This window comes from Kitasatospora sp. NPDC058063, from assembly GCF_042885395.1.
Lineage (GTDB): Bacteria > Actinomycetota > Actinomycetes > Streptomycetales > Streptomycetaceae > Kitasatospora > Kitasatospora lactacystinica.
Genome location: NZ_JBHVSD010000002.1, coordinates 80223 through 106216 on the forward strand (window position 1 = coordinate 80223; position 25994 = coordinate 106216).

The 25994-nt window shown below is 72.6% G+C and carries 29 protein-coding genes and 1 pseudogene; 19 read left to right on the top strand and 11 right to left on the bottom strand.

The genetic code is table 11. The features are described 5' to 3' along the window. Positions 1 to 23: 23 nt before the first annotated feature. From ACFVUY_RS04100 to ACFVUY_RS04120, 5 genes are all read left to right on the top strand, one after another. Complete coding sequence (locus ACFVUY_RS04100; RefSeq protein ID WP_387727172.1) at positions 24 to 764, top strand: hypothetical protein; 741 nt, start codon at positions 24 to 26, stop codon at positions 762 to 764. A gap of 169 nt (positions 765 to 933) precedes the next feature. Next, on the top strand, positions 934 to 1593 hold the full coding sequence (locus ACFVUY_RS04105) for a hypothetical protein (protein ID WP_387727174.1): 660 nt from the start codon (positions 934 to 936) through the stop codon (positions 1591 to 1593). A 317-nt stretch (positions 1594 to 1910) separates the two neighbouring features. Continuing rightward, positions 1911 to 2306 carry a hypothetical protein gene (locus ACFVUY_RS04110; protein WP_387727176.1) on the top strand — a complete coding sequence of 132 codons (396 nt, stop codon included), beginning with the start codon at positions 1911 to 1913 and terminating at the stop codon, positions 2304 to 2306. Positions 2307 to 2398: 92 nt separating this feature from the next. Further along, entirely contained in the window at positions 2399 to 2701 is a 303-nt protein-coding gene (locus tag ACFVUY_RS04115; protein WP_387727178.1) for a hypothetical protein, read from the top strand. 210 nt (positions 2702 to 2911) lie between these two features. Next, entirely contained in the window at positions 2912 to 3448 is a 537-nt protein-coding gene (locus tag ACFVUY_RS04120) for a hypothetical protein (RefSeq protein ID WP_387689800.1), read from the top strand. Between the two features lie 12 nt (positions 3449 to 3460). Here ACFVUY_RS04120 and ACFVUY_RS04125 read toward each other — a convergent pair whose 3' ends face one another. Beyond that, complete coding sequence (locus ACFVUY_RS04125; RefSeq protein WP_387727180.1) at positions 3461 to 3862, bottom strand: YybH family protein; 402 nt, start codon at positions 3860 to 3862, stop codon at positions 3461 to 3463. Positions 3863 to 3886: 24 nt separating this feature from the next. On the opposite strand from ACFVUY_RS04125, the gene ACFVUY_RS04130 reads away from it, so the two are divergent. Then, a complete protein-coding gene (locus ACFVUY_RS04130; RefSeq protein WP_387727182.1) occupies positions 3887 to 4294 on the top strand; it encodes a winged helix-turn-helix transcriptional regulator in 408 nt (135 codons plus the stop codon). Between the two features lie 75 nt (positions 4295 to 4369). Here the strand turns inward: ACFVUY_RS04130 and ACFVUY_RS04135 are convergent, their stop codons facing one another. Both ACFVUY_RS04135 and ACFVUY_RS04140 read right to left on the bottom strand, forming a co-directional pair. Beyond that, positions 4370 to 5638, bottom strand: a complete 1269-nt coding sequence (locus ACFVUY_RS04135) for an alpha/beta hydrolase family protein (protein WP_387727184.1) — start codon at positions 5636 to 5638, stop codon at positions 4370 to 4372. A gap of 354 nt (positions 5639 to 5992) precedes the next feature. Continuing rightward, positions 5993 to 6946 carry a phosphatidylinositol-specific phospholipase C domain-containing protein gene (locus ACFVUY_RS04140; RefSeq protein WP_387727186.1) on the bottom strand — a complete coding sequence of 318 codons (954 nt, stop codon included), beginning with the start codon at positions 6944 to 6946 and terminating at the stop codon, positions 5993 to 5995. Between the two features lie 314 nt (positions 6947 to 7260). Between ACFVUY_RS04140 and ACFVUY_RS04145 the strand changes: the two genes are divergently transcribed. Further along, on the top strand, positions 7261 to 7614 hold the full coding sequence (locus ACFVUY_RS04145) for a hypothetical protein (protein ID WP_387727188.1): 354 nt from the start codon (positions 7261 to 7263) through the stop codon (positions 7612 to 7614). 95 nt (positions 7615 to 7709) lie between these two features. Beyond that, complete coding sequence (locus ACFVUY_RS04150; protein WP_053111985.1) at positions 7710 to 7976, top strand: hypothetical protein; 267 nt, start codon at positions 7710 to 7712, stop codon at positions 7974 to 7976. 320 nt (positions 7977 to 8296) lie between these two features. Here the strand turns inward: ACFVUY_RS04150 and ACFVUY_RS04155 are convergent, their stop codons facing one another. The 3 genes from ACFVUY_RS04155 to ACFVUY_RS04165 all read right to left on the bottom strand — a co-directional run bounded on the left by ACFVUY_RS04155 (position 8297) and on the right by ACFVUY_RS04165 (position 10853). Further along, positions 8297 to 9148, bottom strand: a complete 852-nt coding sequence (locus tag ACFVUY_RS04155; protein ID WP_387727190.1) for a methyltransferase domain-containing protein — start codon at positions 9146 to 9148, stop codon at positions 8297 to 8299. 204 nt (positions 9149 to 9352) lie between these two features. Further along, the gene (locus tag ACFVUY_RS04160) at positions 9353 to 10033 is read right to left on the bottom strand and encodes a ferredoxin (protein WP_387727192.1); all 681 of its coding nucleotides are present in this window, start codon (positions 10031 to 10033) and stop codon (positions 9353 to 9355) included. Between the two features lie 382 nt (positions 10034 to 10415). Next, positions 10416 to 10853, bottom strand: a complete 438-nt coding sequence (locus ACFVUY_RS04165) for an ArsI/CadI family heavy metal resistance metalloenzyme (protein ID WP_387727194.1) — start codon at positions 10851 to 10853, stop codon at positions 10416 to 10418. A gap of 133 nt (positions 10854 to 10986) precedes the next feature. Between ACFVUY_RS04165 and ACFVUY_RS04170 the strand changes: the two genes are divergently transcribed. From ACFVUY_RS04170 to ACFVUY_RS04190, 5 genes and pseudogenes are all read left to right on the top strand, one after another. Then, positions 10987 to 11367 carry an ArsR/SmtB family transcription factor gene (locus ACFVUY_RS04170; protein ID WP_387727196.1) on the top strand — a complete coding sequence of 127 codons (381 nt, stop codon included), beginning with the start codon at positions 10987 to 10989 and terminating at the stop codon, positions 11365 to 11367. Then, positions 11364 to 12482, top strand: a complete 1119-nt coding sequence (arsB, locus tag ACFVUY_RS04175) for an ACR3 family arsenite efflux transporter (protein WP_387727197.1) — start codon at positions 11364 to 11366, stop codon at positions 12480 to 12482. The genes ACFVUY_RS04170 and arsB overlap by 4 nt, the downstream gene beginning before the upstream one ends. Then, positions 12475 to 12891, top strand: a complete 417-nt coding sequence (locus tag ACFVUY_RS04180) for an arsenate reductase ArsC (RefSeq protein ID WP_387727199.1) — start codon at positions 12475 to 12477, stop codon at positions 12889 to 12891. Before arsB ends, ACFVUY_RS04180 begins: the two co-directional genes overlap by 8 nt. Continuing rightward, positions 12888 to 13229 (top strand): annotated as a pseudogene (locus ACFVUY_RS04185) (GNAT family N-acetyltransferase); the annotation flags it as partial. The gene ACFVUY_RS04180 and the pseudogene ACFVUY_RS04185, both read left to right, overlap by 4 nt. Before the next feature lie 131 nt (positions 13230 to 13360). Continuing rightward, positions 13361 to 13867 carry a DUF2199 domain-containing protein gene (locus tag ACFVUY_RS04190; protein WP_387727201.1) on the top strand — a complete coding sequence of 169 codons (507 nt, stop codon included), beginning with the start codon at positions 13361 to 13363 and terminating at the stop codon, positions 13865 to 13867. A 166-nt stretch (positions 13868 to 14033) separates the two neighbouring features. Here ACFVUY_RS04190 and ACFVUY_RS04195 read toward each other — a convergent pair whose 3' ends face one another. After that, on the bottom strand, positions 14034 to 14375 hold the full coding sequence (locus ACFVUY_RS04195) for a hypothetical protein (RefSeq protein ID WP_387689772.1): 342 nt from the start codon (positions 14373 to 14375) through the stop codon (positions 14034 to 14036). Positions 14376 to 14549: 174 nt separating this feature from the next. On the opposite strand from ACFVUY_RS04195, the gene ACFVUY_RS04200 reads away from it, so the two are divergent. After that, a complete protein-coding gene (locus ACFVUY_RS04200; protein ID WP_387689770.1) occupies positions 14550 to 14933 on the top strand; it encodes a VOC family protein in 384 nt (127 codons plus the stop codon). Positions 14934 to 15115: 182 nt separating this feature from the next. Here the strand turns inward: ACFVUY_RS04200 and ACFVUY_RS04205 are convergent, their stop codons facing one another. The 3 genes from ACFVUY_RS04205 to ACFVUY_RS04215 form a co-directional block, all read right to left on the bottom strand. Next, entirely contained in the window at positions 15116 to 15982 is an 867-nt protein-coding gene (locus ACFVUY_RS04205; protein WP_387689768.1) for a DUF3592 domain-containing protein, read from the bottom strand. 33 nt (positions 15983 to 16015) lie between these two features. Then, on the bottom strand, positions 16016 to 17113 hold the full coding sequence (locus tag ACFVUY_RS04210) for a hypothetical protein (protein ID WP_387727203.1): 1098 nt from the start codon (positions 17111 to 17113) through the stop codon (positions 16016 to 16018). Between the two features lie 240 nt (positions 17114 to 17353). Further along, positions 17354 to 18028 carry a CPCC family cysteine-rich protein gene (locus ACFVUY_RS04215; RefSeq protein ID WP_387727205.1) on the bottom strand — a complete coding sequence of 225 codons (675 nt, stop codon included), beginning with the start codon at positions 18026 to 18028 and terminating at the stop codon, positions 17354 to 17356. A 225-nt stretch (positions 18029 to 18253) separates the two neighbouring features. Between ACFVUY_RS04215 and ACFVUY_RS04220 the strand changes: the two genes are divergently transcribed. From ACFVUY_RS04220 to ACFVUY_RS04230, 3 genes are all read left to right on the top strand, one after another. Further along, positions 18254 to 20242 carry an FAD/NAD(P)-binding protein gene (locus tag ACFVUY_RS04220; RefSeq protein WP_387727207.1) on the top strand — a complete coding sequence of 663 codons (1989 nt, stop codon included), beginning with the start codon at positions 18254 to 18256 and terminating at the stop codon, positions 20240 to 20242. Continuing rightward, positions 20243 to 21469 (top strand): putative PEP-binding protein, encoded by a 1227-nt coding sequence (locus tag ACFVUY_RS04225; RefSeq protein WP_387727209.1) that lies wholly within the window; start codon positions 20243 to 20245, stop codon positions 21467 to 21469. It abuts the gene before it with no gap. A gap of 193 nt (positions 21470 to 21662) precedes the next feature. After that, the gene (locus tag ACFVUY_RS04230) at positions 21663 to 23468 is read left to right on the top strand and encodes a CocE/NonD family hydrolase C-terminal non-catalytic domain-containing protein (protein WP_387727211.1); all 1806 of its coding nucleotides are present in this window, start codon (positions 21663 to 21665) and stop codon (positions 23466 to 23468) included. A 165-nt stretch (positions 23469 to 23633) separates the two neighbouring features. Here the strand turns inward: ACFVUY_RS04230 and ACFVUY_RS04235 are convergent, their stop codons facing one another. Continuing rightward, positions 23634 to 25214, bottom strand: coding sequence for an MFS transporter (locus ACFVUY_RS04235; protein WP_387727213.1), 1581 nt, complete (start codon positions 25212 to 25214; stop codon positions 23634 to 23636). A 133-nt stretch (positions 25215 to 25347) separates the two neighbouring features. Here ACFVUY_RS04235 and ACFVUY_RS04240 point away from each other — a divergent pair, with 133 nt between their 5' ends. Next, positions 25348 to 25659 carry an ArsR/SmtB family transcription factor gene (locus ACFVUY_RS04240; RefSeq protein ID WP_387689756.1) on the top strand — a complete coding sequence of 104 codons (312 nt, stop codon included), beginning with the start codon at positions 25348 to 25350 and terminating at the stop codon, positions 25657 to 25659. Between the two features lie 100 nt (positions 25660 to 25759). After that, a complete protein-coding gene (locus ACFVUY_RS04245; protein ID WP_359913507.1) occupies positions 25760 to 25993 on the top strand; it encodes a helix-turn-helix transcriptional regulator in 234 nt (77 codons plus the stop codon). The last annotated feature ends 1 nt before the right edge of the window (position 25994 follow it).

Below are 25994 nucleotides of genomic sequence, written 5' to 3' on the forward strand. Positions count from 1 at the left end.
CGAACCCTCGACCGGGGGCCCGTATGACTTGCTCCAGGCCCATCCACGCCCTCGCCGCCGCGGCCGCAGCCGTGGCGGTCGCCCTGGGCCCGGCCACCCTGCCGGCATCGGCCGCACCCGCCCAGGACGCCCAGCAACTGCCCTCCGCCGACCAGCTGAAATCGGCCCTGCTGACCGCCGCCGACCTCGGCCCCGGCTACACCGAGATCCCGGTGACGCAGAGCCCCAGCCCCGGCGCGAACCCGACCCCGGTGACCGGCTGCGCCGCGCTCAGCGCCATGATCAACATGCGCGCCACCCAGACCGGCACCGACGTCCCGCACGCCGCGGTCGAACTCGACGGCCCGGACGGCAACCCGATGACCACCCAGGTCCTCGCCGCCGAGGCGCCCGACCGGCTCACCGCCGACTTCAACACCGCCGCCGACGCCCTGAAGACCTGCCACAGCATCACCTTCAACGGCGGCACCGACGACGAGGTCACCTTCACCGTCACCCCGGTCACCCTCGGCGACCGCAAGGACGCCCCCGCCGTCCACCTCGACGGCACCCTGGCCGGCGTCCAACTCAACGGCTACGTCGGCATCGAGCGCTTCGGCACGGTCGCCATGGCCTTCGGCTTCTTCGAACGCCAGGCCACCTCCGAGCAGGCCGCCTCCATGCAGTACCGCACCGCCGTCGCCAAGGTCGAACGCACCCTCGGCACCCAGGCCGGCAGCACCACCACCCCCACCGCCGCCCCCACCGAGGGCCAGCGCGTCTGACCCGCCCCCGCACACTCCGCACAACACCGCGGCCCCTCCCCGAACGTCCTGTACGTTCGGCGAGGGGCCGCCGTGGTCCACCGCCCAAGGGGGCGGCGGCTGCACGCGCCGGAGGCTCTGGTGGTCGAGGAGCCACGGAGGAGGGGGAAAAGACATGAGGTGCTTTCCGGTGAAACTCCGTACCGTTCTCGCAGGCCTGCTGTTCGGCGTCTGCGCCTGCACCGGAGTGCCCGGTGGACACGGTGCCGTGTCGGATGCGGTGGTTGCCTCCGACGCAGCCGCGGCCGGGCCGTCCGGTGCTGCCGGCGGAGGCTTTCCGGAGCCGACGGTCCCGGAGGATTCCAGACGGCAGATCCTGCGGCTGGCCGAGGAGAACGGGAACGCCCCGGCCGGTGGCGCGTTCACGGTCTTGCGGTACGACAGCGGCTACGGCCCGGAGTTGATCTGGCAGGCCGAGACCACCGGCGCCATCTGCTCGGCGTCGCCGAGGGTGGTTTCGCGTGGATGCGTTCCGCTCGCGGACATCGCTGCCAGGCCGCTCCCCGGAGTCGGAATCTTCATCGGTGCCAGCATGTACAACGGCCAGTGGTCGGTCATGCTGATGTCCAGTGGTGAGACGATCGATCAGATCTCCTGCCAAGGACGGAGCTTTCCGGCGCGGAAGGGGTACTCGATCACCGTCGACGGGGTACTCCGCACCGTCTACACGGTGTCGGTACCGCGAAGCCTCCAGGGCGAGTACCGGGTGGCAGTCCAGCGCGACGGCGCGGTTGCCGAGGACCGTGTGACGCTCGACATGGGGAAGGTCGACGACCGCGTGCAGTGCTGACCGGTCGGACCGTCTGCGGGACCCCGCCTCCCCGTGCGGGATGCGGGACCCCGCTTCCTATGATGGGGCGCGGTTCACCGGGAACCGTGGTCCTTGGGGGGAATGCGGTGATCGGGTGATGACGGCTCTGGAGCCCGGACGGGACCGAGCCCACGGCGGGTTGTGCGTCCTGCCTGACTCCCTGGCGGGCATCTTGCCGCTGGCGACTGCGTGCACAGTGGGGAAGGCGCCTGACCCGGCTGTCATCGGGACCTGGTTTGAGGGAGGGGGCGGGAGACATGGCTGCCGGAAGGTGGTTTCCGAGGTCGCGGGAGGGGGTGGTCCTGGTGGTGGGGCTCGTGCTGATCGCCGGAGCCACCGGCTATCTGAAGCTCAGGCCGGGTGGGCCGGAAGCCAAGGACTATGTGGGCCGCTGGGTCGCGCGGGACGAGGTGATCGAGCTGCGGGAGGGCGGGGCGCTCGGGGAGGTGCGGCTCGACGGCTACTTCTGTTTGAAGGAGCCCGTGGCGGGCGCCGAACCGCTCGGCGAGTACCAGGGAACCTGGAAGATCGGGAGCGTCGATGATGCCGGGACGGGGGTTTTCGTGACCCTGCGGAACTATGACAGAGGGCGGGACTGCCAGATCTACCTGCAGGAAGAACAGAGCGGGCAGGTGGCTGGTCTGGCCGCACAGTCGCGGGGGAGTGAACAGCGATCGTTCTCAAGGGTGTAGTGCGTCGGGGCGGGAGCGGCCTGGCCGTCGCCGTGGCGTCGGTGTTGCCGTTGGCGGTGGGGTGTTCGGCCGGGCCCGACGAGAAGCCGCCCGTGGTCGGGGTCTGGAAGTCGGGCCTCGGGTCGATCCAGTTCCTGGAGGGCGGCAAGCTCGGGGAGGTGAGCCTGCTGCCTGCCGCATGCCGTGGGGAGAAGTCGCCCACGCCGGTGCAGTTCACCGGCACGTGGAAGCACGGCAAGTTGGAGGACGCCGGGACCGGAGCGTGGGCCACGTTGACGTCCGTCGCCGGCTATCCGACGTGCGAGAGGTACTTCCAGTACTTCACGTACGAGGGGCAGGAGCGGCTGCAGCTGACCGGGGTCTCGATCGCCGATGAGCCCTTCGTCCGGCAGTAGTCCACCAACCGTCAGGGTGCAGTAGGACAAGCTCAGGGAGCGCCCCATCCGGCGAACGGATGGGGCGCTCCCTGAGCTTGCCCGTTGGCAGGGTGTTGTTGGGGGGCGGGGAAAAGGAGAGGTGCTCCGATTGGTTGCAGGTGGAGGCGGGGACCTCACCGGGGAGCCGTTCCTCCGGCGAGAGGGACATGTGATCGGCACCGTGGTGGAATGATCGGTTTCATGGATCGCCCTCGTGTGAAGCAGCGTTCAAGGCCCCGGGCCGCGCTGGTCGTTCCGGCCCTGGCTCTGATCGCCGGCCTGCCGCTGGTGGCGTCCTGTGCGGCGGCGGAGCCCCCGGCACCTGCGCCTACGCCGACGGTGCGGACGGACCTCGACCCGCTGAAGCGCCGCTTTCCGCAGTTGGGTTCGCTGTCCGGGGCCACGTGGGTCAGCCGGGTGTTGACCCAGAACTCCGTGGATTGGGTTCCCGGGCCGACTGACGTGAGCCTGGACGGGGTGGCGCAGGTCGAGCCGGCGACGCTGGCGGCGATCACGTCGAGCGGAACGTGGGAGGAGGCCGTCATCGAGTGCGGTGTCCCGAAGGAGATCGCCACCGAGGTGGGTGGCGAGACCGGATGGCTCCACAGCAGGGCCTTCGACGAGTCGATCACCCGGACCCAGTATTCGGGGAGCTTCTACTTCGACAAGCAGACCGGCCGGGTCTACTTCTGCACGATCAACCCTAAGGTGCGGACCGAGGGTTGAGCGGTCGCCCGTTCACGTCCGGGCGGCCGTGCCGAAGGGATTGTCGATCACGTAGTGCCAGTGGCCGGCCGGGTCGCGGCGGGCGACGTCGGTGGCGGTGCCGGTGAGGTGGATGTCGGTGCCGTCGGGGGTGGTGCCGGTGATCTCCCAGTCGACGATGAGCAGGGCGATGTCGTCGGCGACGTAGGTGTGCCGGGGGCGGACGGTGATGGGCAGGCCGAGGGCGAGGAACTCGGCGTTGGCGCGGTGGAGTTCGGGCCCCGTGGCGGTGGCGCCGGGGGTGGGGACGAAGACCGCGCCGGGCTCGTAGACCCGGGCGAGCAGTTCCGGGCGGCCGGAGTTGAAGGCGGCGGCGAAGACGGCCGGGTGTTGTGCCGGGTCGGTGCTCGGGGGGAGGGTGGCGGGGTGAGTCATGCGAGCAGTGAAGACCGGCCCGGCGTGGGTCACCAAACGGGAAGTGACGGGTGGGGTGAGCGGGGCTGGGACGAGGAGCTGGTGCCGGACGGGCGCGGCCGCACCGCCCGCCCGGAGCCGGACTGTCCGGTGGAGGTGGCGCTCGCGGCGGTGGCCGGCCGGTGGACGACGCTGGTGCTGCGCGAGCTGATGCACGGGCCCGCCTCGTACGGGGAGCTGCGGGAGCGGCTGCCGGAGATCAGCTCGAAGGTGCTCGCGGAGCGACTGCAGGCCCTGTGTGAGCGGGAGTTGGTGGTGCGGGAGCGGCGGCGCGGGTTCCCGGTGCGGACCTCGTACCGGTTGACGCCGGCCGGGGAGGCGCTGCGGCCGCTGCTGGTGGAGCTGTACCGGACGGGTGTGGCGTTGGCGGGGCGCGGCGAGGGGCGCGGCTAGGGTCGGGCGGCCGCACCCCCGTGGCGGCCGCCCGCCGCCGTGCCGGGCTTACGGCGCCCGCTCGTGCGCGAGGCCCTACGGGTGGTAGACGACCTCGGGGAAGGCCTTCGACGGGCCGTCGAGCAGCTTGCCGCAGTGGCGGCCCCGCAGGTGGAGGTCGAAGAAGGCGCGCGGGTAGGCCTGCTGGATGAGGACGCCGCGGTCGGGGTCGAGGGTGCCGACCTGGGACTGGATCTGCTCCTCGGTCATGCCGATCAGCCGGCCCGCCTGCGGGATCAGCGTCATGTTGTCGCCGTACGAGTTGTGCACGGCGCCGGTGGCCTGCACGTCGAGGCGCCAGCCGCGCAGGTGGCCCCAGAAGGTCGCGATGTAGGGGCTGGTCGCCCGGGTGTAGTCGGCGGTCATCATCATGAACGGACGGTCGATGTCGGTGGTGATGGCGGGGTTCGACTCCATTCGCCCGTCCAGGGTGAGGCCGGCGCGGATGCGCTGGTCGGCGACCATGGCGAGGCCGACGGCGGTGCCGCCCTTGGACCAGCCGAAGGCGCCGATGTTCCGGGCGTCGAGGCCGCTGAGCAGGCCGTTCGGCAGGGTGCGGCCGTCGACGTCGGGGTTGCGGCCGTTGGCGAGGTCGACGACGCGGTCGAGCAGGAAGAGCAGGTCGGCGGCGTAGTCCCTCGGGTACAGGCCCGGGGCGACGCCGTCCCGGGTGACGACGGTCCCGTCCGGGAACTCGGTGATGCCGTCGTGGGTGTGGTCGACGGTGACGACGGCGAAGCCGTGGCTGGCCAGCTCCTGGACCACGATGGTGTGGTCGCCGCGGTGGCCGCCCGCGCCGTGCGAGTAGAGGATGACCGGCAGCGGCCGGCCGGCCCGGTGGACGGGTGCGCCCTGGTGGCCGGCGGTGAGCGGGGCGAGCGAGAGCGGGAGGGGGAAGCCGACGTCGTCGAGGAAGGCCTTGAGGGCGCCCTCGGTCATCCAGGGGGCGAGCGGGTGGGCGGCGGCGTCCGCGGTCCGGGCGGGGTACCAGACGGTGGCCATCAGCTCGCGGAACTTGCCGGGCCGGGCGTTCGGGTCCGGCCGGGACTCGTCGCGCAGGTGCAGCGGCACCATGCCGACCGGGAAGGGGCCGGTGGGCGCGGTCAGGGTGAGGCGGGAGGGGGATGCGGCGCCGGAGGAGGGGACGGGAGCGGCGGCCGGGGCGGCAGCGGGAGCGGCCGAGGCGGTGCGGGCGAGGCCCAGCGGCGCGACGGCGCCGAGGGCGAGCGCGGTGCCCAGCATGCGGCGGCGGGTCGGTCCGGTACGGCGTGCGGTCGGCGTGGTGTCCAGCGGCGTGGTGTCCATGCGCGGAACGCTGTCACGCGGGCCGGGTGGGCGACATCAGTCCGTCGATTGATCCTTCGTCATGTCGTATTGGCCCACGGGTTTACATCCCCGGGCTGATGCGGACGGAACCGACGAGCACCAACGAGCAGCAGTCGGCACCGGCAGACGGCAACGCGGCGCCGCCGGGGCGACGCCGCGTTGCCGGCCGTGACCACCGGTCGGGCGTTCCTGGCCTGCTTCGTACCGGATCCCCTGTGACTGCTCCTTGTTCCGCCGGTCCGCGTGCGTCGGTGGAGGCGGAGCGGTCGCAGCGCGGGGGAACGCATCACATCGGGGCGCGGGTGGGACACGAATTCTTCAACTGCCGCTTGTTCAGATGAAGTTCTTGTCGATCAGCATCTGCAGGACGTTGACGTGGAAGTCCGGGAAGTCCATCGGCACGATGCCGAACCGGGCGCGCTGCTGGGTGCGGGCGTTCAGGTACGGGTACACGGTGCGGTCCATCAGGGCCTGCGAGCTGGTCTTCGGCCAGTAACCTCCGGCATAGGAGAGTAAGTTGACGAACATTTTCGAGTGGCCCGGGTTGAGGAAGGCCTTGTCGAACTGCGCGACGATGCTCCGGCCCTTCGTCCCCAGCGGGTCGAGGCCGCCGGTCTGCCAGAGGTCCTGGGTGTCGAACCAGCCGTTCTCGCCGCTGGACCAGTCGATCAGGCCCCACGGGTTGGCGAAGTCGGCGATCAGGACGACCTTCCCGCGGGCGGTGGCGAGCGTCGGCCACCCGTAGAAGTGGAACAGGCCGCGGTAGCCCAGGTCGTCGAAGTAGTGGTTGACCCGCCGCATGAACTCGGTGTCGTCGAGCGACTGGCCGCCGGCGCGCTCGTTGCGCAGGCGCATCAGGACGGTCTCGCCGGGGTGCGACTGGAGAAAGGCTCGGCACCGGTCGAGCACGTCCTGGAGTCGGAGGTGCTGGTAGGCGTCGGAGTGGTAGATCCCGAGCTCGTCGGGCGCGCCCTGGAGGCCGTTGCAGCGGATGTCGAGGAAGCGGACTCCCTCGGTCAACTGCTGGGGGATTCCCCAGTTCTGGGTGTGCGACCACTCGGTGCCGTAGGCGGGGTTCTCGCAGCAGGAGTCGTGGGTGCCGGGGATGGTGAGGTCGAGCAGGGAGAGGTCGCCGCTCAGGCGGCTCATCCAGCTGTCCGTCGGCAGACCGCGCGGGGTCGTGGCGCCGACGGCCGCCCACGCGGTGCCCGGCAGGGCGATGCCCGTGACGGCGGCGGCGCCCATTCCCGCGCCCCACTTGAGTAGTTCACGACGTGCGATGCCCATGGTGCGGCTCCTCGGGGTCCGGTCGGTGCGGTGGGGTGCAGTGCGGTGCGATTCGGTGCAGTGCAGTGCAGTGCGGTGCGATGCGGTGTGGCGCAGTGCGGTCGGTCGTGCGAGGGGCGTTGTCATCCTGGAGTACGAGGGCACGGCTTTGACAGGTCCGTGACGCCGGAATTCGGGGCTGTGTGTCGTCGGGCCCACGTGCTTTCGGTCCGCGCGCGTTCGTACCCGGGAACCGCGCGGGGCTCCGGAGGCGTGTGCGTCCGGGAACGTGGGCGTGAGCGTGGGCGAGGGGACCGGCGGGGATGACGGCATCGGTGGAGCGCAACAGATCGCACGGCTGCGGGTGGTACGCCGCCGGACCGCTGCTCGCGGCGGCGGTCACCGTCCTGGGGGCGTTGCTGGCCGCGCGCAGGTGGGCGGACTGCCCGCGGGGGATGGACATGCCGACCCGGGCGTCGATGGCGCTGAGCCTGCCGGTCGGCTGGATCGGAATGACCGTGCTGCTGGTCCTCCTGCAGGCCGTCCTGGCGGCGGTGCTGCCCGAGGGCACCGAGCCGGAGGTGAAGTGGGTGGTGCTGGTGGTGGCGGCCGTGCTGCTGTTCCTGCTGTACGTCTTCGGGATGGGCTCCCCGGACACGGAGCCGGGCGGCGCCTGTTACCGCGGCTAGCGGACCGGCCCCGGCCCGGGTCCCGCGCCACCGGGACCCCTCGGCGGGGTGAAGATCGAAATGCGTGGACGGCCGCCGCCCGCCACGGTGGGACCGTGGCTGCGATCGTCGTCCTCTTCGAACTGGCCCCGGACCAGGCCCTCGGACCCGAGGGCGTTGGCCCGGGCGTGGTCGCGGTGCACGCCGCCGGCCAGGATCCGGACGTCCCGGAGGATCCGCAGGCGCGCACCCTCTGCGGGCTGGACACCGCCCCGATGGAGCACGCCCACTACCGTCCCGCCCGGCCGGGTGAGCCGTGGTACCCGCCCGAGCTGGAGCAGCAGCGGTGCCGGCTCTGCGAGGCGGCGCTGCACCGGCTCTGAGCGAAGGGCCGGGGGCGCCGGAGCGCCGCAGTGCCGGACGGCCGGGGTACCGGGGAGCCGGAGCGCCGGACGGCCGGGGTACCGGGGTGCCGGAGTCGGAGCCACCAGCGGACGAAGGTGACGACGCCGAGCACCGCGAAGCCCAAGAGCAGCAGCCCGGCGAGGACGAGACCGGCGCAGGCCAGCGGCCCGGCCGACTCGTCCTGAACGGGCTGCCGCGCGCGGTCGTGCACCTGCTGCCAGTCGACCGGGCGGCCCGCCCGTGCGGAGGCCGCCTCGCGGAGCTCAGCCAGCCGGGCGCCTCCGGCGGACGCCGCCGGTCAGCGTGGCCGGTGGGCGACCGCGGCGAACATCGCCACCGACAGGTGGAACGTCCCGTGCTCGGCGGCCGCGTCGAGGTCGGCGTAGAGCCGGTCGCACTGCTCCTCGGTGATCAGGCCCCGGCCGACGGCCGCCGCGCCGATCCCGCGGACGATCGGCCGGGTGACCGTGCGGGAGTCGTGCAGCAGGACGTCGGCGCCGAGGTGGTCGACGGCCAGTCCGGCCTCGACCAGCAGGCCCGCGAGGCGGCGCCCGGCGTCCGGGGTGGCGGCGGTGCCCTCGGCGACGGCGGCCAGTGCGGGGCGGATCTCCGGGGCGGCCGGATGGAGCACGAAGGTGGCCCAGTCGGTGTCCAGCAGCGCGACCCGGCCGCCTGGACGCAGCACCCGGGCCATCTCGGCGACGGCCTTCGCCGGATCGGGGAGGTGCTGGAGGACGCGCTCGCACCAGACCACGTCCAACTCCCCGTCGGGCACCGGCAGGTCGAGCGCGTCGCCGTCCAGGAAGCGGGCCGCGCTGCCGGCCTCGGCGGCGCGCTGCTCGGCGACGGCCCGGAGCCCGGGGTTGGGTTCGAGGCCGATCGCGCTGCCGGTGGCGCGATCCGTCGCCCCGGCCCCCGGGGCGACCGCCGCCGCGAGTACCTGGGTCTCCGACCCGGTGCCGGCGCCGACGTCCAGCGCGCGCTCCCCGGGGCGTACGGCGAGCTGTGCGTGCGCCCACGCGCGCAGCCGCCGCACCCCGGGGTTGGACGCCTGGGCGTCCAGCACGGCGACGAGCCGGTCGGTGACGGCCGGGTCGGTGTTGGCGGCGTTGAAGGCCGAGGTCGGGTGGGGGTCGCTCGTGGCCGTCACCCTAAAGGAATGTGACGATCCGTCAGTGATCACCTCACCGTGGTCTCGGGGATCGGCGCAAGGTGTTCACGGCGACCCTGGCGGTTTCCTCGAAAGCGGGGACGTCGGGCCGGGTCCGGTTGCCCTCCCGTCCGACGACGGCGACGGTGCTGCCGTCCCGGCCCACGCCGAGCAGGAAGTCGCGGTAGCCCTGGGCGCGGGCCTTCAGAGGTCCGGGAGCGCCTCCCCGGCCTGCGGCTCGCGGCCCTCGGTGAGCCAGAACAGGTAGCCGCGCAGGTAGGCCTCCAGCCCGTCGTCCAGGTAGGCGGCGTACTGCCGCAGGGCCTCCGGCTCGTTCCGGCCGTCGTCGCCCAGCTTCAGCTCGCCCGTGATCCAGGCCCGCACCTCGTCCCGGCGCGACCACCAGTCGCGCACCGCCTGCGGGGTCCAGTACAGGTCGCCGTCCCAGGCGTAGCCGCCCTGCGGCTCGCCGTGGGCGATCTCCACCAGGGCGGCCACCTCGCGGGGGTTGGCGGGCTGGCGGTGGACGAACTCGCAGTGCTCGTCGCCCGAGAGCACGTGCTCGGGGAGGTAGTACGGGCCGTTCAGTCCGGTGTCGGTCTCACCGGCGTAGAACGGGCCCGGCACGTTCAGCCGGCTGCGCTGCTCCCAGCGGCCGTCGCCCACGGAACCGGTCATCTCCCGCGCGGCCGGCAGCGGATCCCAGTAGCCCCGCTCCTGCCACGGCCCCTCCACGGGGTAGCGGAGCAGTTCTCCGCGCATCCGCGCGGCGGCCTGCCGCAACTCCGCCTCGTGCGAGAGCGGTAGGGCCCGTCGGCTGCCCCGCACCCGGTCCAGGAGCCGGGCCCACCGGCCGCCCAGCCCGCCCACCTGCGTCTTTCCCATGCGGCTCACTCTAGGCGGGTGGATCCGACGTTCCGACCCCCAGGGGTCGAGGTGTCCAGGATCAGTGTGTGACGACCGACCCGAACACCCTCAACTCCTCTGTCCGGCGGTGGCACGGGCCCTGCTGGACGGACGCGGTGCGGATCACCGGGGCATGCTTCCGTGCGGGCTGTTGACCACCAGCGGCAGAGACCCTTCGGCAAGGTAGAAGTGCCCGGGGAAGTGTTCGATGTGAAGGTGACCGCCGTCGTCGGCGGAAGCCATGCCGCGGGGCGTCGCGGACGTACTGCCGGAAGTCCGACGCGTGGAACCCTCGGGTCGAAGGAAAGGCCCGGGAGGCGGAGTGGGAAGTCGGCCGGGCCGACTTCCCACTCCGGGCGGTTCAGCTGGACGCCTCGCCGGTGCCCGTGCAGCAGGCCTCCGGCGCGCCGGCGGCGCTCTTGCCGAGGCTGTCGGCGTCGGCCTTGACGACGTAGACCTCCCAGGGCTCCTTGCCGGGGGCGGTCACCCAGACCTTGTCCTGGACGGCGTAGCAGCAGGAGGTGTCGTTCTCCTCGAAGGTGGCGAGGCCGGCCTCGCGCAGGCGGGTGGTGGCGGCGGTGACCTGCTCGGTGGAGGCGACCTCGACGCCGAGGTGGTCGAGGCGGGTGTCCTCGCCGGGCTCGCCCTCGATGAGGACGAGCTTCAGCGGGGGCTCGGTGACGGCGAAGTTGGCGTAGCCGGGGCGGCGCTTGGCGGGCTCGGTGCCGAAGAGCTTGGAGTAGAAGGCGATGGAGCCTTCGAGGTCGGCGACGCGCAGGGCGAGCTGGACACGGGACACGGTGGCCTCCAACGGGCAGGAAGGGCTCGAAGGGCTGGAAGGGCTGGAAGGGAGCAAAAGGACCGAACGAGCCTGTATCGATGTCTGTCGATTCAGCCTTGCACTCTGGATCGATATTCGTCAACATAGAAGTATGTCGAAACAGGAACTCCCGCAGCTCGATCGGGACGACGCCGCGGACGGCTGCTGCCCCCGGCTGCTGAGCGCCCCGCTGGACGCGGACCAGGCCGCCGAACTGGCGCCGCTCTTCAAGGCCTTGGGCGATCCGGTGCGGCTGCGGCTGCTGTCGATGATCGCCTCCGGCGCCGGCGGCGAGGTGTGCGTCTGCGACCTGACGCCGGCCTTCGACCTGTCCCAGCCGACGATCTCCCACCACCTGAAGCTGCTGCGGCAGGCCGGGCTGATCGACTCCGAGCGCCGCGGCACCTGGGTGTACTACCGGCTGGTCCCCGAGACGACCGACCGCCTCGCGGGCATCCTCACCCGCCGGGCGTCCCTCGGCGCCGCCGAGTGAGCGCCGAAGCGGGGGCGCCCGCCCCGGTCGCCGGCCGGCTGTCGTTCACCGACCGGTACCTCGCGCTGTGGATCCTCGCCGCGATGGTCATCGGCATCGGCCTCGGCCGGCTCGTCCCCGGCCTGGGTGACGCGCTCGCGAAGGTGACCGTCACCGGCGTCTCCCTGCCGATCGCGCTCGGCCTGCTGGTGATGATGTACCCGGTGCTCGCCAAGGTCCGCTACGACCGCCTCGACACCGTCACCCGCGACCGCCGCCTGCTGCTCCCCTCCCTGCTGCTGAACTGGCTCGTCGGGCCCGCCGTGATGTTCGCCCTCGCCTGGCTCCTGCTGCCCGACCTGCCGGAGTACCGCACCGGGCTGATCGTCGTCGGCCTCGCCCGCTGCATCGCCATGGTGATCATCTGGAACGACCTGGCCGGCGGCGACCGGGAGGCCGCCGCCGTCCTCGTCGCCCTGAACTCGCTCTTCCAGGTGGTCGCCTTCGGCGCGCTGGGCTGGTTCTACCTGTCGGTGCTGCCCGGGTGGCTCGGCCTGGAGCGGACCGCGCTCGACGTCCCGGTGTGGGAGATCGCCCGGAGCGTGCTGATCTTCCTCGGCATCCCGCTCGCCGCCGGCTACCTCACCCGCCGCCTGGGCGAGAAGGCCCGCGGCCGCGCCTGGTACGAGACGGCGCTGCTGCCGCGCATCGGCCCGTTCGCGCTGTACGGGCTGCTGTTCACGATCGTCGTCCTGTTCGCGCTCCAGGGCCGCGCCATCACCGCGCAGCCCCTGGACGTCGCCCGGATCGCGCTGCCGCTGCTGGTCTACTTCGCCGTCATGTGGGCCGGTTCCCTGGCACTGGGCCGCGCGGTGGGCCTCGACCACCCGCGGGCCACCACCCTCGCGTTCACCGCAGCGGGCAACAACTTCGAACTGGCCATCGCCGTCGCCATCGCCACCTTCGGCGCCGCGAGCGGCCAGGCCCTCGCCGGAGTGGTCGGTCCGCTGATCGAGGTGCCCGTCCTGATCGGCCTCGTCCACGTGGCCCTCGCCGCCCGCCGGTACTTCCCCCGGCCCGCCACTACCCCCGTCACCGCCACCGCCCCCGAATCCGAAGGTTCCGCCCGTGTCTGAGTCCAAGCCGTCCGTGCTGTTCGTCTGCGTGCACAACGCCGGCCGCTCCCAGATGGCCGCCGCCTTCCTCACCCGGTTCGGCGGGGACCGGGTCGAGGTCCGGTCGGCCGGGTCGGCGCCCGCCGACGGCGTCAATCCGGCCGTGGTCCGGGCGATGGCCGAGGTGGGGATCGACCTCTCCGCCGAGACGCCCAAGGTGCTCACCGTCGAGGCGGTCCGGGCCTCGGACGTGGTGATCACCATGGGCTGCGGCGACGCCTGCCCGTACTACCCCGGAAAGCGCTACCTGGACTGGCAGTTGGCGGACCCGGCGGGCCGGGGCGTCGACGCCGTCCGCCCGATCCGCGACGCGATCGAGCAGCGTGTCCGCGCCCTGATGGCGGAACTCGGCATCGAGGCCGCCGCATGAGCGGGGTGGTGAACGTCGCCGCGATGATCCCGGCGCACGCCGCGCAGGTCCTGGAGATCTACCGGTCGGGCATCGACGGCGGCGACGCCACCTTCGAGACCGGTGTGCCGGGTTGGGAGGCGTTCGACGCGGCGCGTATGGCCGAGCACCGCCTCGTCGCCCTCGACGGGTCCGGTGGGTCCGGTGGGTCCGGCGGGTTCGAGGGGTTGGACCGGGTGCTCGGCTGGGCCGCGGTGGCGCGGGTGTCGGAGCGGAGCGCGTACGCGGGGGTGGTCGAGCACTCCGTCCACGTCCACCCCGACGCGCGGGGGCGGGGCGTCGGCGCCGCCCTCCTGGAGCGCCGCAGCCCGGCGGTCGGCTGACCGGACCGCTGACCGGACCGCTGACCGAACGGCCCACCGGGCCGCTGTTCGGACAGCTTGCCGGACCACCCCCGAACCGCCTCTGACCAGCCCGTTAGGCTCGCACCATGACTGCCGACGACCACCACACGTGCACGTGCTGCGCGGAACGCCACGACGGCCCGCCGCTGTCCTACGGGGCTCCGGCGCCGGTGGGCTGGAAGCCGCGGTACTCCCGGCGCCGGGACAGCGAGCTGACCGCCGACCAGTGCGTGGTCAAGGGCCGGCACTTCTACGTCCACGGCTTGATCGAGATACCGGTGCGTGACAGCGGCGAAACGTTCTCGTGGGGCGTGTGGGTCTCCTTGAGCGAGCAGAACTTCGCCCGGACGCACGACCTGTGGGACGACCCGGCACGGGAGCAGGAGCCCCCGTACTTCGGCTGGCTCTCCACCGAGCTGCCCGTCTATCCGGACTCGACCCTTCTGCTCAGGACCCACGTCCACACCCGCGCGGTCGGTCGGCGTCCGCTGATCGAACTGGAACCGACCGATCATCCCCTCGCGGTCGAGCAGCGCGACGGGATCACCACCGGCCGCGTGCGGGAGTTCGCGGACCTGCTCCTTCGGGGCTGACGGCCTCCGGCTCGCCGACCGTCCCCGGACCGTCGTTTCCCACCGACGGTCCGCAACAGCCGGCCACGGTGCGTGGTGCACAGTGCGCGGTGCACAGTGCGCGGTGCACGGTGCATGCCGCGCGGTGCCGTGGCCGGCCGGTGCGCGCACGGCCGGTCGAGATGGGTCAGACGCCGACCGCGGTGCCGGCGTGGGCGGAGGCCGCCTGGTACTCGTCGTCGCCCTCGAACCTGGCTTCGCAGCCGGTGGCGAGGGTGCTGGCGACGATGACCGGGTCGAGGATCTTGGAGCCGGAGTTCAGCTCGGCGATCCCGCTCTGGTCGGTGGTCGCGGAGCCGACCCGCTGGCCGCTCGCCGTGCTGTAGAAGGTGATCTGCCGCCCCACGATCGGCTTGCCGTCCGTGTCGGTCAGCGTGGCCTCGAAGTCGCCGCTGATCGGAGCGTGGGCGACCACGTGGCCGCTGACCGTACGTGCTGTGAGCTGGACTGGCTTCTTCTCGGAAGTCATGGTGTAACCTCCCGGACGCTCTGGGCTACTACCTCCACCGTAGGCACGTCCGTGACGGCTTGCACGCGGGCCGTGACGCCGCCCGGGCCGCACGTGCGGGAGGTCGGCACACACGTGCGGGAGATCGGCACGACCCGGTGGAGTTCGGGGCGGGGATCGGGGAGACTCGCGCGCATGGTTTCGGTACTGCAGAACGTGGCGATCGACTGCGCGGACGCCTATGAGCTGGCGCGCTTCTGGAGCGGTGTGACGGGCAGGCCGCTGGACCCGGACTGCCGGCCGGGGGACCGTGAGACCCAGGTGCTGCTGGCGGAGGGCCCGGTCCTGTACTTCAACCAGGTGCCCGAGGCGAAGACGGTCAAGAACCGGGTCCACCTGTGCCTGCGGCCCGAGACCTCGCGCGACCAGGAGGTGGAGCGACTGCTCGCCCTCGGCGCCGGCCTCGTCGGCGACCACCGGAACCCCGACGGTTCGGGTTGGGCGGTCCTCGCCGATCCCGAGGGCAACGAGTTCTGCGTGCTGCGCAGCGAATCCGACCGGGCGGCCGCGCACCCCTGAGGGTGCCGGGGCGGGCCACGCGCGCACGGAGCCGGGGCGGTGCGGACGGCGGGAGGGACGGCCGGAGGGACGGCCGGAGGGACGGCCGGAGGGGCGGCAGGACGGACGGCGGTGCGGACGGGGAGCCCTCCTCGGCGGCCCACCGCGTCTCCGGCGGTGGGCCGTTGGCGGGCCGTCGGGCCCTACAGGCGGAGCAGGACCACGCCCGTGACGGTCGTCGCCGCGGCGACGACCAAAACCGCCACCGCGCAGCCGACGTTTCCCGTCACGGACCGGCGGGTGGCCGCGAGGTCCGGCGTGAAGTCGGCCGGGTCGGCGGGGGAGTAGTGGATCGTGAGGTCCCCGCCGACCGGGACGGCGGAGTCCGGCAGGCCCGAGGGGTAGTAGGCGGTGACGGCCGTCCCGTCCTCGGTGGTGAAGGCGACGACCGGCCTCCGGCTGCTCTGGGTGCCGCCCTCCCCGTCGGTCTCGACGTTCCTGAGGACGGCGACGACCCGCCCCGGGACGGGCAGCATGGCGGACAACTCGGCGAGCCGCTTCTTCGTCGTCTGCTTCTCCCCGGGCAGGTAGAACGCGCCGAGGACGGTGGCCGGACCGCAGGTCGCGACCAGGGCCCACGGCCAGCCCCGGTCGATCGAGAGGACGACCACCAGCCCGACGTAGATCAGGAACACCGCGGTGTGGGGCCAGGCGAGCCCCCGCCGCCCCGCCTGGAGGTCGCTGATGAACCGGAAGGCGTGCGGCCTCCCGCGCGGGTAGCGGATCCCGACCTCCCGGCCCACCCAGGCCGTGCTGATCCGGTCGCCGGTCCCGCTGTCGTTGGTGACGACGAACTCCTCGCCGGTGGACGGGTCCTGGAAGCGGACGACCACCGCTATCCCGTCGTTCGGGGAGCTCCCGTTGCGCGGCTCCCTCACCCGTTCGATCCGCCCCTTTACCCGTACGGCCCGTTGCGCCCCGGTCAGGCCGGCCAGCGACCGGCCGTACCCGACCAGCGCCACGGCGCCGAACACCCCGCACCACAGGGCCAGGATTCCGTGCCAGTTCATGTGTGCCCCGCTCCCGTTCGTCCTGTCCGTGGTTCAGTGCGCCGAGGTGCGCCGCAGCACCTGGCCCTGTCCGTCCGCCTCCAGCACGGCGGCGCCCCCGGGCCCGGCCACGGTGACCGTGATGGTGACGGAGCCGTTGGTGCGGAGGACGGTGATGCTCCAGGCCTGCGGGGCGTGGACGCCGAGGGTGGTCCTGGCCTCGTCGACCAGGGCCGGGAACCGCTCGTAGGGCAGTGACGCCGGATCGAACTCCCGGGCCTTCGAGTCGGCCGAGGAGAACGTCACCGTCAGCAGGCTGTCCGTCACCTGCAGGGTCGTCACCGGGCCCGCTTCGCCGTTCCGCGTCAAGGAGTTGACGGACCGCCCCAACTCGCCTTCGTCGAGGAAGGACTGCCCGGAACCGAGCACGACGGTGCCGGACCCGGCCGTCACCACCTTGGTCGACCACGAGGAGGAGGCGGAGGCCGAGGGGCTCGCGGAGGAGGACGGCGGGCCGGCGGGCTCGTCCTCGAACAGGTCCACCCGGAACAGGAGGACGACGGCCGCCGCGGCGAGCAGCAGACCGAGGAACCCGAGGAAGGGGACGGCGCAACTGTCGGACGGCTCGCTCACCTTGGTCGAGGCGGGCGCGGAGTCGAGCCGCGCCCCGGCCGCCCGCTCCTCCCACACCGGGGTCGGCCGCTTCACGATGCGCACGGCTGCCGGCCGGTCCGGCGGGTAGCGGACCACCAGGACGCCGCGCGGCCGGTAGTCGGGGAGGTCGGCGACGTGGATGTCCTGGGTGAACTCCACCCGGAACGCGGGGCCTTCGTCCGGCATGACGGTGAGGTCGAACCGCACCGCCAGGTCGGTCACCTCGCCCTTCGGGACGTCCAGGCTCTCGATCATCGCGAGCGCCGTCCGCGGGACGACGGCCGCCTCCCGGGCCCGCCGCGGCAGGCCGGCGAGGAGGATCAGCAGGCCGTAGGCGATGGGAGCGCCCAGGCCGGCGATGAACAGCAGCGCCCTGTCGACGACGACGCCGACGACCATCGCGGCGAGCGATCCTCCGATCACGCCTCCGGTCAGGAAGCCGCGGGCGAGGGCGACCGGCGTGTTGCGCGTGGGCGGCGCACCGGTGGTGATCGTCATACCGGTGATTGTGCCGGGCGGGAGCGACGGCGGACAGGCCCGGAGCCGAGAAGCTTGCGCCGTCCCAGTGAAACGCCGGAACCAGTCGGGGCGACCCGCGTGCCGTCGGCCCAACCGGCCCGCCCTGCCCCTAACTTCACGGCGGACCGGATCCGAACCGGCCGGCCCGGCGTCGAACGGTGCCTAACAGCGCCGAACGGTGCCTCACGGCGTCGGCGCCGGGCCACGGCCGCGCCGCCGTCAGTCGTAGACGGCGGTGAAGTCCCGGCCGAGCGCGGCGTACCGGGCCAACTCGCCGCGGAGCGCCTGCGCCGCCCATGGGAGTTCGCGCTCCAGTTCCGCCCAGCCGACGAAGCGCAGTTCGGCGGGCATCGCGACCAGGCCGGTGATCGAGTCCCAGAACGCGGCCCAGTTCATGCCGTAGAACGCGGGGAGACGCAGTTCGCGCTTCAGGACGGTGTGGAGGTCGTTCTCGCGGCGTACGGAGCCGACGTCGACGGTGATGCGGTGGGGCGGGTCCGGCGTCAGGTCCTCGGTGGTGTCCCAGAAGGTCGGGAGCCACCAGCACAGGACCGACCGGTCCTCGGGCCAGGGGCGCTGCTCCTCGTCCTGCCAGTCCTCGAAGAGGTCCGCGGCCGGGTCGATCGGGCGCCAGGCGGGGTCGAGCGGCTCGTCGGCCGTCGCCGGTCGGACGAACCGCCGGCCGCGCTGGTCGCAGGCCCCGAACTCCCGGACATTGCGCTGGGCCTGCAGCAGCGGGACCGAGTTGGCGCCGCCCGGCCTCAGTGGCCACCTGAGCTGCGCCGGGTCGTCCTCCCAGCAGCAGAGCGGGCAGACGACGAACGAACCGGGCCACCCTTCCCGGACGTCGAGGACGAGGCGGCCGCAGCAGGGGCAGGGTCGGCGATGGTCCACTTCGGCAGTCTGGCCTGCCGGGCCGGTCGTCGGCGACCCGGTTTCGGAGCATGCCCATCGGATTTCGTGACAAGTCGTCATGGTCGGCGGATCACCTGTTCTAGGATCCTGGGGCACTTCGGACAGCGCGTCGCTCCGTCCGAGCCGCACGTCCTCAGCAGACCACGTGCCCGGCGTTCGGGACAGGAGAGCCGGGTTCCCATCCTTCGATGCGGAGGCTTGACCATGAGTCGAACGGGTACGCGTCCAAGAGTCCTCATAGTCGGGGCGGGCCTGGCCGGCACCGCCACGGCCATCCGGCTGCTCTGCTTCGCGCGCAGACCGCTGGAGATCGTCCTGCTGGAACGACGCTCCGACTACCGCTCGGCGGGCGTCGCCTACCACCGGGACGGCAACCCCTGGGACTACGTGTTCAACATCCAGGCGGGCCGGATGTCGGTGTTCCGCGAGGACGTCCTCGACTTCGTCCGCTGGGCCAACCACGAGGCCGACCGCAGCGGCTGGCCGGATCCCTGGGCCGGGCTCCGGTTCGTCGAGCAGGGGCCGGCGCCCCGGCGGATCTTCCAGGACTACCTGAGCGACCGGCTGGCCGAGGCGAGGCGCGAAGCCCCTCCCGGTGTGGTGCTCGTCGAGGCGGAGGGCGAGGCGGTGGACCTGGAAGTCCGGGCCACCGGCGCCGATGTGACGATCGAGCAGTCGTCGGGCCGCGGGGGCGAAGCAGACCGGAGCCCGGAGGTGACCATGCTCCACGCCGACCAGGTCGTCCTCGCGACCGGCCTCGAACTCCGGGAGCCGGTCTTCGCCTCCGAGGTCCGCACCCACGCCTCCTTCGTGCGCGACCCCTACTCCGCGGCCGGAATCCGCAAGCTCGTCTCGCTCCCGTCCGAGTCGACGGTCGCCATCGTCGGCTCCGTGCTGAGCGCCTACGACTCGGCGGGCCTGCTGCTGCGCCAGGGCCACACCGGGAGAATCCATCTGATCTCCAGGACCGGGACGATGTTCCGGACGTACCCCGGCGGCCACGAGCACGGGGTGCTGCGCCTCCCCTGTCCGAAGACGCTGCTGGAGCCGTACCGGAACCGTGAGGAGTTCCTCGTCCGGATCCGGGCCGAGTGGGACACGGCCTGCTCGACGGTCGTCCGGGAGCATCCCGACGTCTCCCCGGTGGTGGTCGCCGAGCGGGTGGTCAAGGCGTGGGAGCCGCACCTCCCCGAGGCCATCGAGCGCATCCCCACCGCGGAACTGCGGGGCCTGCTGGACGAGTTCGGCACCGCGCTGGCCGCGCTGCGGGTCGGGGTGCTCGAGTACACGATGGCGGTCGTCGAGCGCGCCCTGCACGCGGCGGACGGGGCGGTGCGGCTGGTCGTCGGCAAGGTGGAGGCGGTCAGGCCGGCGGAGTCGGGCCGGCTGGCCGTGTCGGTCGCCTCCCCGCAGGAGGAGCACACCATCGAGGCCGACCTGGTGGTGTCCAACTTCGGCCGGGAGTCGGACTACAGCAGGGTCGACCGGCCGCTCTGGCGGAACCTCCTGCGGCGGGGGATCGCGGAGCCCCACGCACGCACCGGGCGCGGCCTGGAGGTCGACGGACGGGGGGTGCTGTTGAGCCCCGGCGGGGTGGCGGGCCCGGTGTCCGCGGTCGGCGCGCTGCGCGAGGGCGACGAGATCGTGCGGAACGGCCGAACCGGTGCGTTCACCTTCAATCTCGCCGCCATCAAGAACCATTCGATCGCGGTCGCCGCGCACGTGGTCGAGCAACTGGAAGTGGAAGAGGACGTTTCGGCTCGCATTGCGGAGTGGAGTTCGGCCCGGACTCCGGAGTGGACTTCGGTGGGGAGTCCGGCTCGAGGCGCGGCCGAAAGGACGGCCGAAAGCACGGCCGAAAGCGTGGCCGGAAACGTGTCCGGGCGCCGCGGGGGTGTCGGCAATCTGGAGGAAGCGGCCCGGGGGGAATTCGAGGACGCTGTGGTACTGGAGGCCAGGAGATTGGCCTCGCGCGGTCGACTTGAACGGAACCTGCTCGATTCCCGGCTGGACGCCTGTATCCGGTCCATGGGTGAACGTCCGGCCGCTGCGGTGGATGCCGCCCGGTACGACCGCCTGATGAGGGTGGTCGTCAACCGGGCCGCGGTCGAACGACTCACCGATGTCTCCGTGACACCACGACAACTGCGCCGACAGCTGGGAATGGCGACCGCCGAAGAACAGGAGGAATAGGTGGACGGGCGACGGATTCAGGGATCCCTGCTGACCGGTGGTGCACAGAGCGAAGTGCGGGGCACCTGCAATCGCACGAGACATCCGCTCGAGGGATCCATCCTCGTCGCCCCTTCCCTCGACGCCGGCCTGTACGAGGCGATCGTGGCGGCGCGCGCGGTGGTCTGCGGTTCGGGCGGGCTGACCGGTCACATGCAGTCGCTCTGCCGGGGCAGGGGAATTCCCGTGCTCCGCGTCGACGAGGCGGACCTCGACGACCTGGTCGGCGAGGCGGTGCTGGACCTCGACGGCGAGTCGATCGTCGTCGAGTCCGGCGCGGGCGCCGGGACCGACCCGGACGCCGGCGCCGGGGCCCCCTCGCCGGCCGACCTCGGCGCGGCGTGCGCGGTCATCGCGGACCTCCAGGACATCAGCGCGATCAACTCCTGCGGGCCGGACGCGAAGCGGGTCGACTGCTTCTTCATCCGGGAGGAGTTCCTCTGCCTGGCGGCGGGCCTGAGTCCGCTCGACTCCCTGGAGGGCGGCCCGGCCGAAGCGGCGGTCTACGGGCGGGCGCTCGCGGACCGGCTGTGCGCCTTCACCGAGGCGCTGCTGCCCGGCCAGCGGCTGATCCTCAGGATGCTCGACCTCCGCTCCGACCACGCCGCCAGCGTCACCGAGCTGGCCCCGGTCGCGGTCGAGCCCAACCCCGAGCTGGGCCTGCACGGCGCGCGCTGGCTGCTGGGGTCGACCGCCTACCGGGAGGCGCTGCACGCCATGCTCGGCTCGCTGCGCGAGCGGCTCGGCGACGCCGCGGGCCGGGTGCAGCTCTCCGTCCCGTTCCTCAACGACGCGGAGGAGTTCGCCCAGCTCAGGAAGCACCTCGAACTGCCGGCCGAGGTGCCCCTGTCCGCGTTCATCGAGACGCCGGCGGCGGTGCACGCCACGGCCGAGATCTGCGCCGCCGGTGCCAGCGAGCTGTTCGTCGGGGTGAAGGACCTGGTGCAGTTCTACCTGGCCGCGGACCGCGGCAACCACCTGGTGGCGGAGTCCTACCAGACCCGGCACCCGGCCGTCCTGGACGGGCTGCGCAGGGTGGTGGAGTCGGCCCGCGCCGCGGGGACCCCGGTGAAGGTGTTCGCGCTGGGCACGGACCTCGCCCACTACCTCGCCCACGTGCCGACCCCGGACGGCTACATGATGTGCACCGCCGAGCTCCGGCAACTGGTGCTCGACTCGCGGCCCTGACCGGGCGGGCGGGTGGCGGTCAGGGCCGTCATCCGCCCGCGGTGAGGTCGGGCGCAGATACTACAACTCTATTGTCATCAACAGGAGTTGATCGGTACTCCATCCATTTCAGTGAATCTGACGTTGCATCAGTTTCGTTTCGCCCGCCGTGATCAAGGATGCGAACAGTATCCGTCACGGAAGGGTGGTTCGCATGACCAGCGTCAGTGGAGAGCCGATCCCGGCGATCACCGAGGCCACGCTCGCCGACGTCGCCGACAAGGGACTCCGGGGGCCCGGCACCACCGTCAACCAGGCCGTCATCGACCTCGGCAACGCCCTGCAGGCGGCCGCCCGGGGCGACGAGGCGGTACAGCTCCCGCCGGAACTGGCCGAGTTGGTGGCCAAGGTGCGGCAGATCGCCGACGTCGACATCACCGGGATCGAGGTGGAGGAGGACATCCGCCTGTCGGCGTTCCGCATCAGGCTGAAGGGCGGCGAGCAGCGCCCGGTCGTGATCGTGCCGGCAGGCTGGAACCCGCTCGGCTGGCTGCCCTTCGTCTACGGCTACTTCAAGCTGGCGCTGCGCGGCTACCACGTCCTGGCCTACACCCCGCGGGGCCTCGGCTATCCGGGCTGGATCTCCACCTCCGGCGGCCGCGTCGACGTGGCCGGGCCCGCCGACCGGTCCGACGGGGTGAAGGTGATCACCCACGCGGAGGGCTGGTGCGAACCGCGCAAGGTCGGCTTCCTCGGCGTGTCCTACGGCTCCGGGATCAGCCAGCTGGTCGCCGCGCACGACCCCGACGAGCGGGTGGCCGCCGTGGTCGCGCTGAGCACCTGGGGCAACCTGGCCACCAGTCTCTACGACAACGACACCCGGCACCTCAAGGCCGTGGAACTGCTGGTCGGCTTCACCGGCGGGGAGAGGCAGGACAAGTTCGACGCGGAGACCCTGGACATCCTCGACAAGTTCGACCAGAACCGCGACCTCGACGACGTGATCGCCTGGGGCAACAAGCGCTCCCCGGAGACGTACATCGGCGAGACCAACCGGCTGGGCATCCCGACCTTCGTCTCCAACACCTGGCACGAGACGCTCTTCCCGGCCTCCTCGGTGATCGACGTCTACAACCGGCTGACGGTGCCCAAGCAGCTGAACCTGTGGATCGGCGACCACGGCGCGCCCGAGGGCGCCGGCATGTCCGGCCTGCTGACCCACCTGCCGTTCCCCGGCCTGGCGGAGCCCCTCCGGGAGGCCTACGAATTCCTGGACCACCACCTGCTGGGCGCCGACAACGAGGCGCCGAAGCGCAAGCAGGTGACCAGCCAGGTGATGTTCACCTACAAGACCAAGCCCGCGCTGGGCGGCGGCAACCGGATCACCGAGGCCGCCCGCCGCGAGTCGCGCGACTCGTGGGCGGACGTCACCACCGGAGAGGAGACGTGGTACCTCACCGGCGTCAACGGCGACGGTGACGGCGCGCTGGCCGACAAGCAGAACGACGGCTGGTCGCGGAGCTTCACCGCGGGCGTGGAGACCAGGGCCACGGCGGTGGACGACGTGATGGAAACCGGCCAGAAGGAGTGGACGGGAAACCCCCGGAAGTACGTGCTGTCCGAGTTCGAGCGGGAGAACCTGCTGGTCTGGTCGACCGACCGGCTGACCGGCAGCGGCGGGGTGGCCCGTCGCATCCGGGGCGCCGCGCGGCTCCGGCTGACCGTGAGCAGTACCGAGGACGCCGCCACTCTGGTGGCGTACCTGTTCGACGTCGCCCCGGACGGCAACGCGCGGATCATCACCCACGAGCCGTACACCGTGCTCGGCCTCACCCCCGGTGAGGAGACCACTGTCGACTGGGCGCTGCAGCCCGCCGCGTACGACCTGGAGGACGGCCACCGGCTGGCGCTGGTCGTCAACAGCCGTGACCAGCTGTACTCCTACGCCGCGGAGCGGGGCACCGTCACCATCGGCTCGCCGGCCGGCAACGAGTCCCGCCTGGAGCTGCCGCTGGGCTGATCGGCGGGGTGATCCGGTCGGTGCCCCGGAACGGTGTCGCGGGGAGGCGAACCGGAACGGCCCGCCGCGGCGCTGCCGCGGCGGGCCGTTCGTCGTGCGCGGTGGTGGGTGGGGTGTTCGTCGCGCGGGGCGGCCGGTGGGGTGTTCGGCGCCCGGTGGTACCGGTCAGGCCGAGGCCCGGCGCCGCCCGCCGCCGCGCAGCAGGACCGCGACGACCACGGAGAGCACCGCGCAGACGGCCGCCAGTCCGGCCAGCACGGAGTGGAAGGCGGAGTCGTAGGCGTGCGCGAGGAACTCCGTGAAGGCGTGCCGGTCGGTGGCGCCGGAGATTTCGGCGGCGCCCGCGAGGTCTCCGCCGGCCGCCCGGTCGGCGACCTCGCCGACCCGGGAGGCTCCCGGGTGCGCGCCGGCGCCGTCGGTGACCCGGCCGCTCAGCACGGTGGCGAGCGCGGAGCCGTACACCGCGACGGCGACGGCCTCGCTGCCCAGGCGCAGGGTGTTGAGGAAGCCGGCCGCCATCCCCGCTCTGGTCGGGTCGACCAGCTCCAGCACCCGGCCGTCGACCAGGCCGGCCGACAGGCCCATCCCGGTGCCGGTGACCAGCATCGGGGCGGCGAGCAGCAGGACGGTGACGGAGGGCGAGAGCACGGCGAGGGTGAGGTCCCCGGCCACCAGGCAGGCCAGGCTGAGCAGGATCAGGGCGAGGGCCGGCACGCCGCGGGAGACCAGCCTGGCGGCGACCGCCGGCAGGACCAGTACCGGCACGGTGAGCAGCAGCATCAGCAGACCGGTGGCGCCCGCGCCGCGGCCGGTGACGGCGGTCAGGTAGCTGGGCAGGTAGGTGAGCATGGTGACGAAGCCGAAGGAGGCGGCCACCGGCACCAGGCACAGGCCCAGGAAGCGGCGGTCGCCCAGCAGTCCGAGGTCCAGCAGCGGGTGGGTGCTGCGCCGCTCGACGAGGGCGAAGGCCACCAGCGCCAGGGCCGCGCCGAGGAACAGGGCGAGCACGCCCGGGCTGCCCCAGCCCCACTGGGAGCCCTGCACGACGGCGGTGGTCAGCAACACCATGGCGAGCACGAACAGGGCGCTGCCGGGGACGTCGACCCGCCCGCCGGCGGGGCCGACGGGCACCGCGCGGGCGAGCGCGGGCAGGGCGAGCAGGACGAGGGCGAGGGCGGCGGCGTGCACCGCGAACACCCAGCGCCAGCCGAGGCCCTGCGCCAGCCCGCCGGCCAGCGACGGGCCGAGGGCGACCCCGGCGCCGGCGACGGTGCCGAACAGCGCGAAGACCCTGGCGCGGGCCGGCCCGTCGAAGACGGTGGAGAGGATGGCGGCGCCGCAGGAGAAGACCGCGGCGCCGCCGACTCCGGCGAGGCCGCGGGCGGCGTCCAGCCACAGCACGTCGGTGGCGACGGCGCCGGCGAGCGAGCCGAGGGCGTAGATGACGACGCCGGCCGCGAAGGCCCTGACCCGGCCGACGACGTCGGCGAGCGAGCCCCAGACCAGGGTGAAGCAGGCGAAGGCCACGTTGAAGGCGTTGACCACCCACTGGAGCGCGGCCGGGTCGGCACGGGTGTCGACGCCGATGCGGGGGAGGGCGACCGCGGTGCCGGAGATGGACATCGGGACGACGAGGACCGCGAGCAGGACGGCCGCCGCCGTCAGGGTGCGGCCGGGCCGCGGTGGTGCCGCGGCCTCGGACGGCACGGCGGAGGGGACGGCGGAGGACGGGCTCTGCGTACGCAAGGGGGCGTGACTCCAGGCTCGGGCAGACCGTCGGCCCCGACGGTCAGGTACGGATTTGATCGAACCTTACGGTGGCACGCCTCCGAGGTATGATGCAACCCGTACCTGAGGATGCCCGAGGACGGAGGATTCGATGCCGGACTCCGAAGGCCACCCCGCGGTCGAGGAGATGGACCTGCGGACCGTGCTCGGCGCGCTCGCCGACCCGCTGCGCCACGGGGTGGTCGCCGCCCTGCTGCGGGAGCCCGACGGGGCGGCGCGCACCTGCGTCTCCTTCGAGCTGCCGGTCTCCAAGTCCACGCTCACCCACCACTTCCGGGTGCTGCGCGAGGCCGGTCTGATCCGCCAGGTCGACCGCGGCAACAGCCGGGCGGCCACGTTGCGCCGAGAGGACCTCGACCGGCGCTTCCCCGGGCTGCTCGACCTGGTCCGCGCGAACTCCTGACCCCCAAGCGGAGGTCAAGGAACCTTGACCTCCGCTTGGGGTCCCCGTCCGCTGATCGCGTGCCAGACTGTGCGCCCCGCAGGCCGATGAGGAGAATTCGGTGGATCTGGCGCGCCCCCTGATCGAGGACTTCCCCGCCCATCCGGACGGCGACCCGGCCGAGGCCCTGGCCCGCGCCGTCCGTGCCCGCCGCGGCGACCTCGGCCTCACCCTCGGCGACCTCGCCGCCCGGGCGGGCCTCCCGGAGGCCGACGTCCGGGCCGTCGAGGCGGGGCACGCGAGGCCCACGCTGGCGCTGCTCACGGTGCTGTCGCACGCGCTGCGCAAGGAGTAGC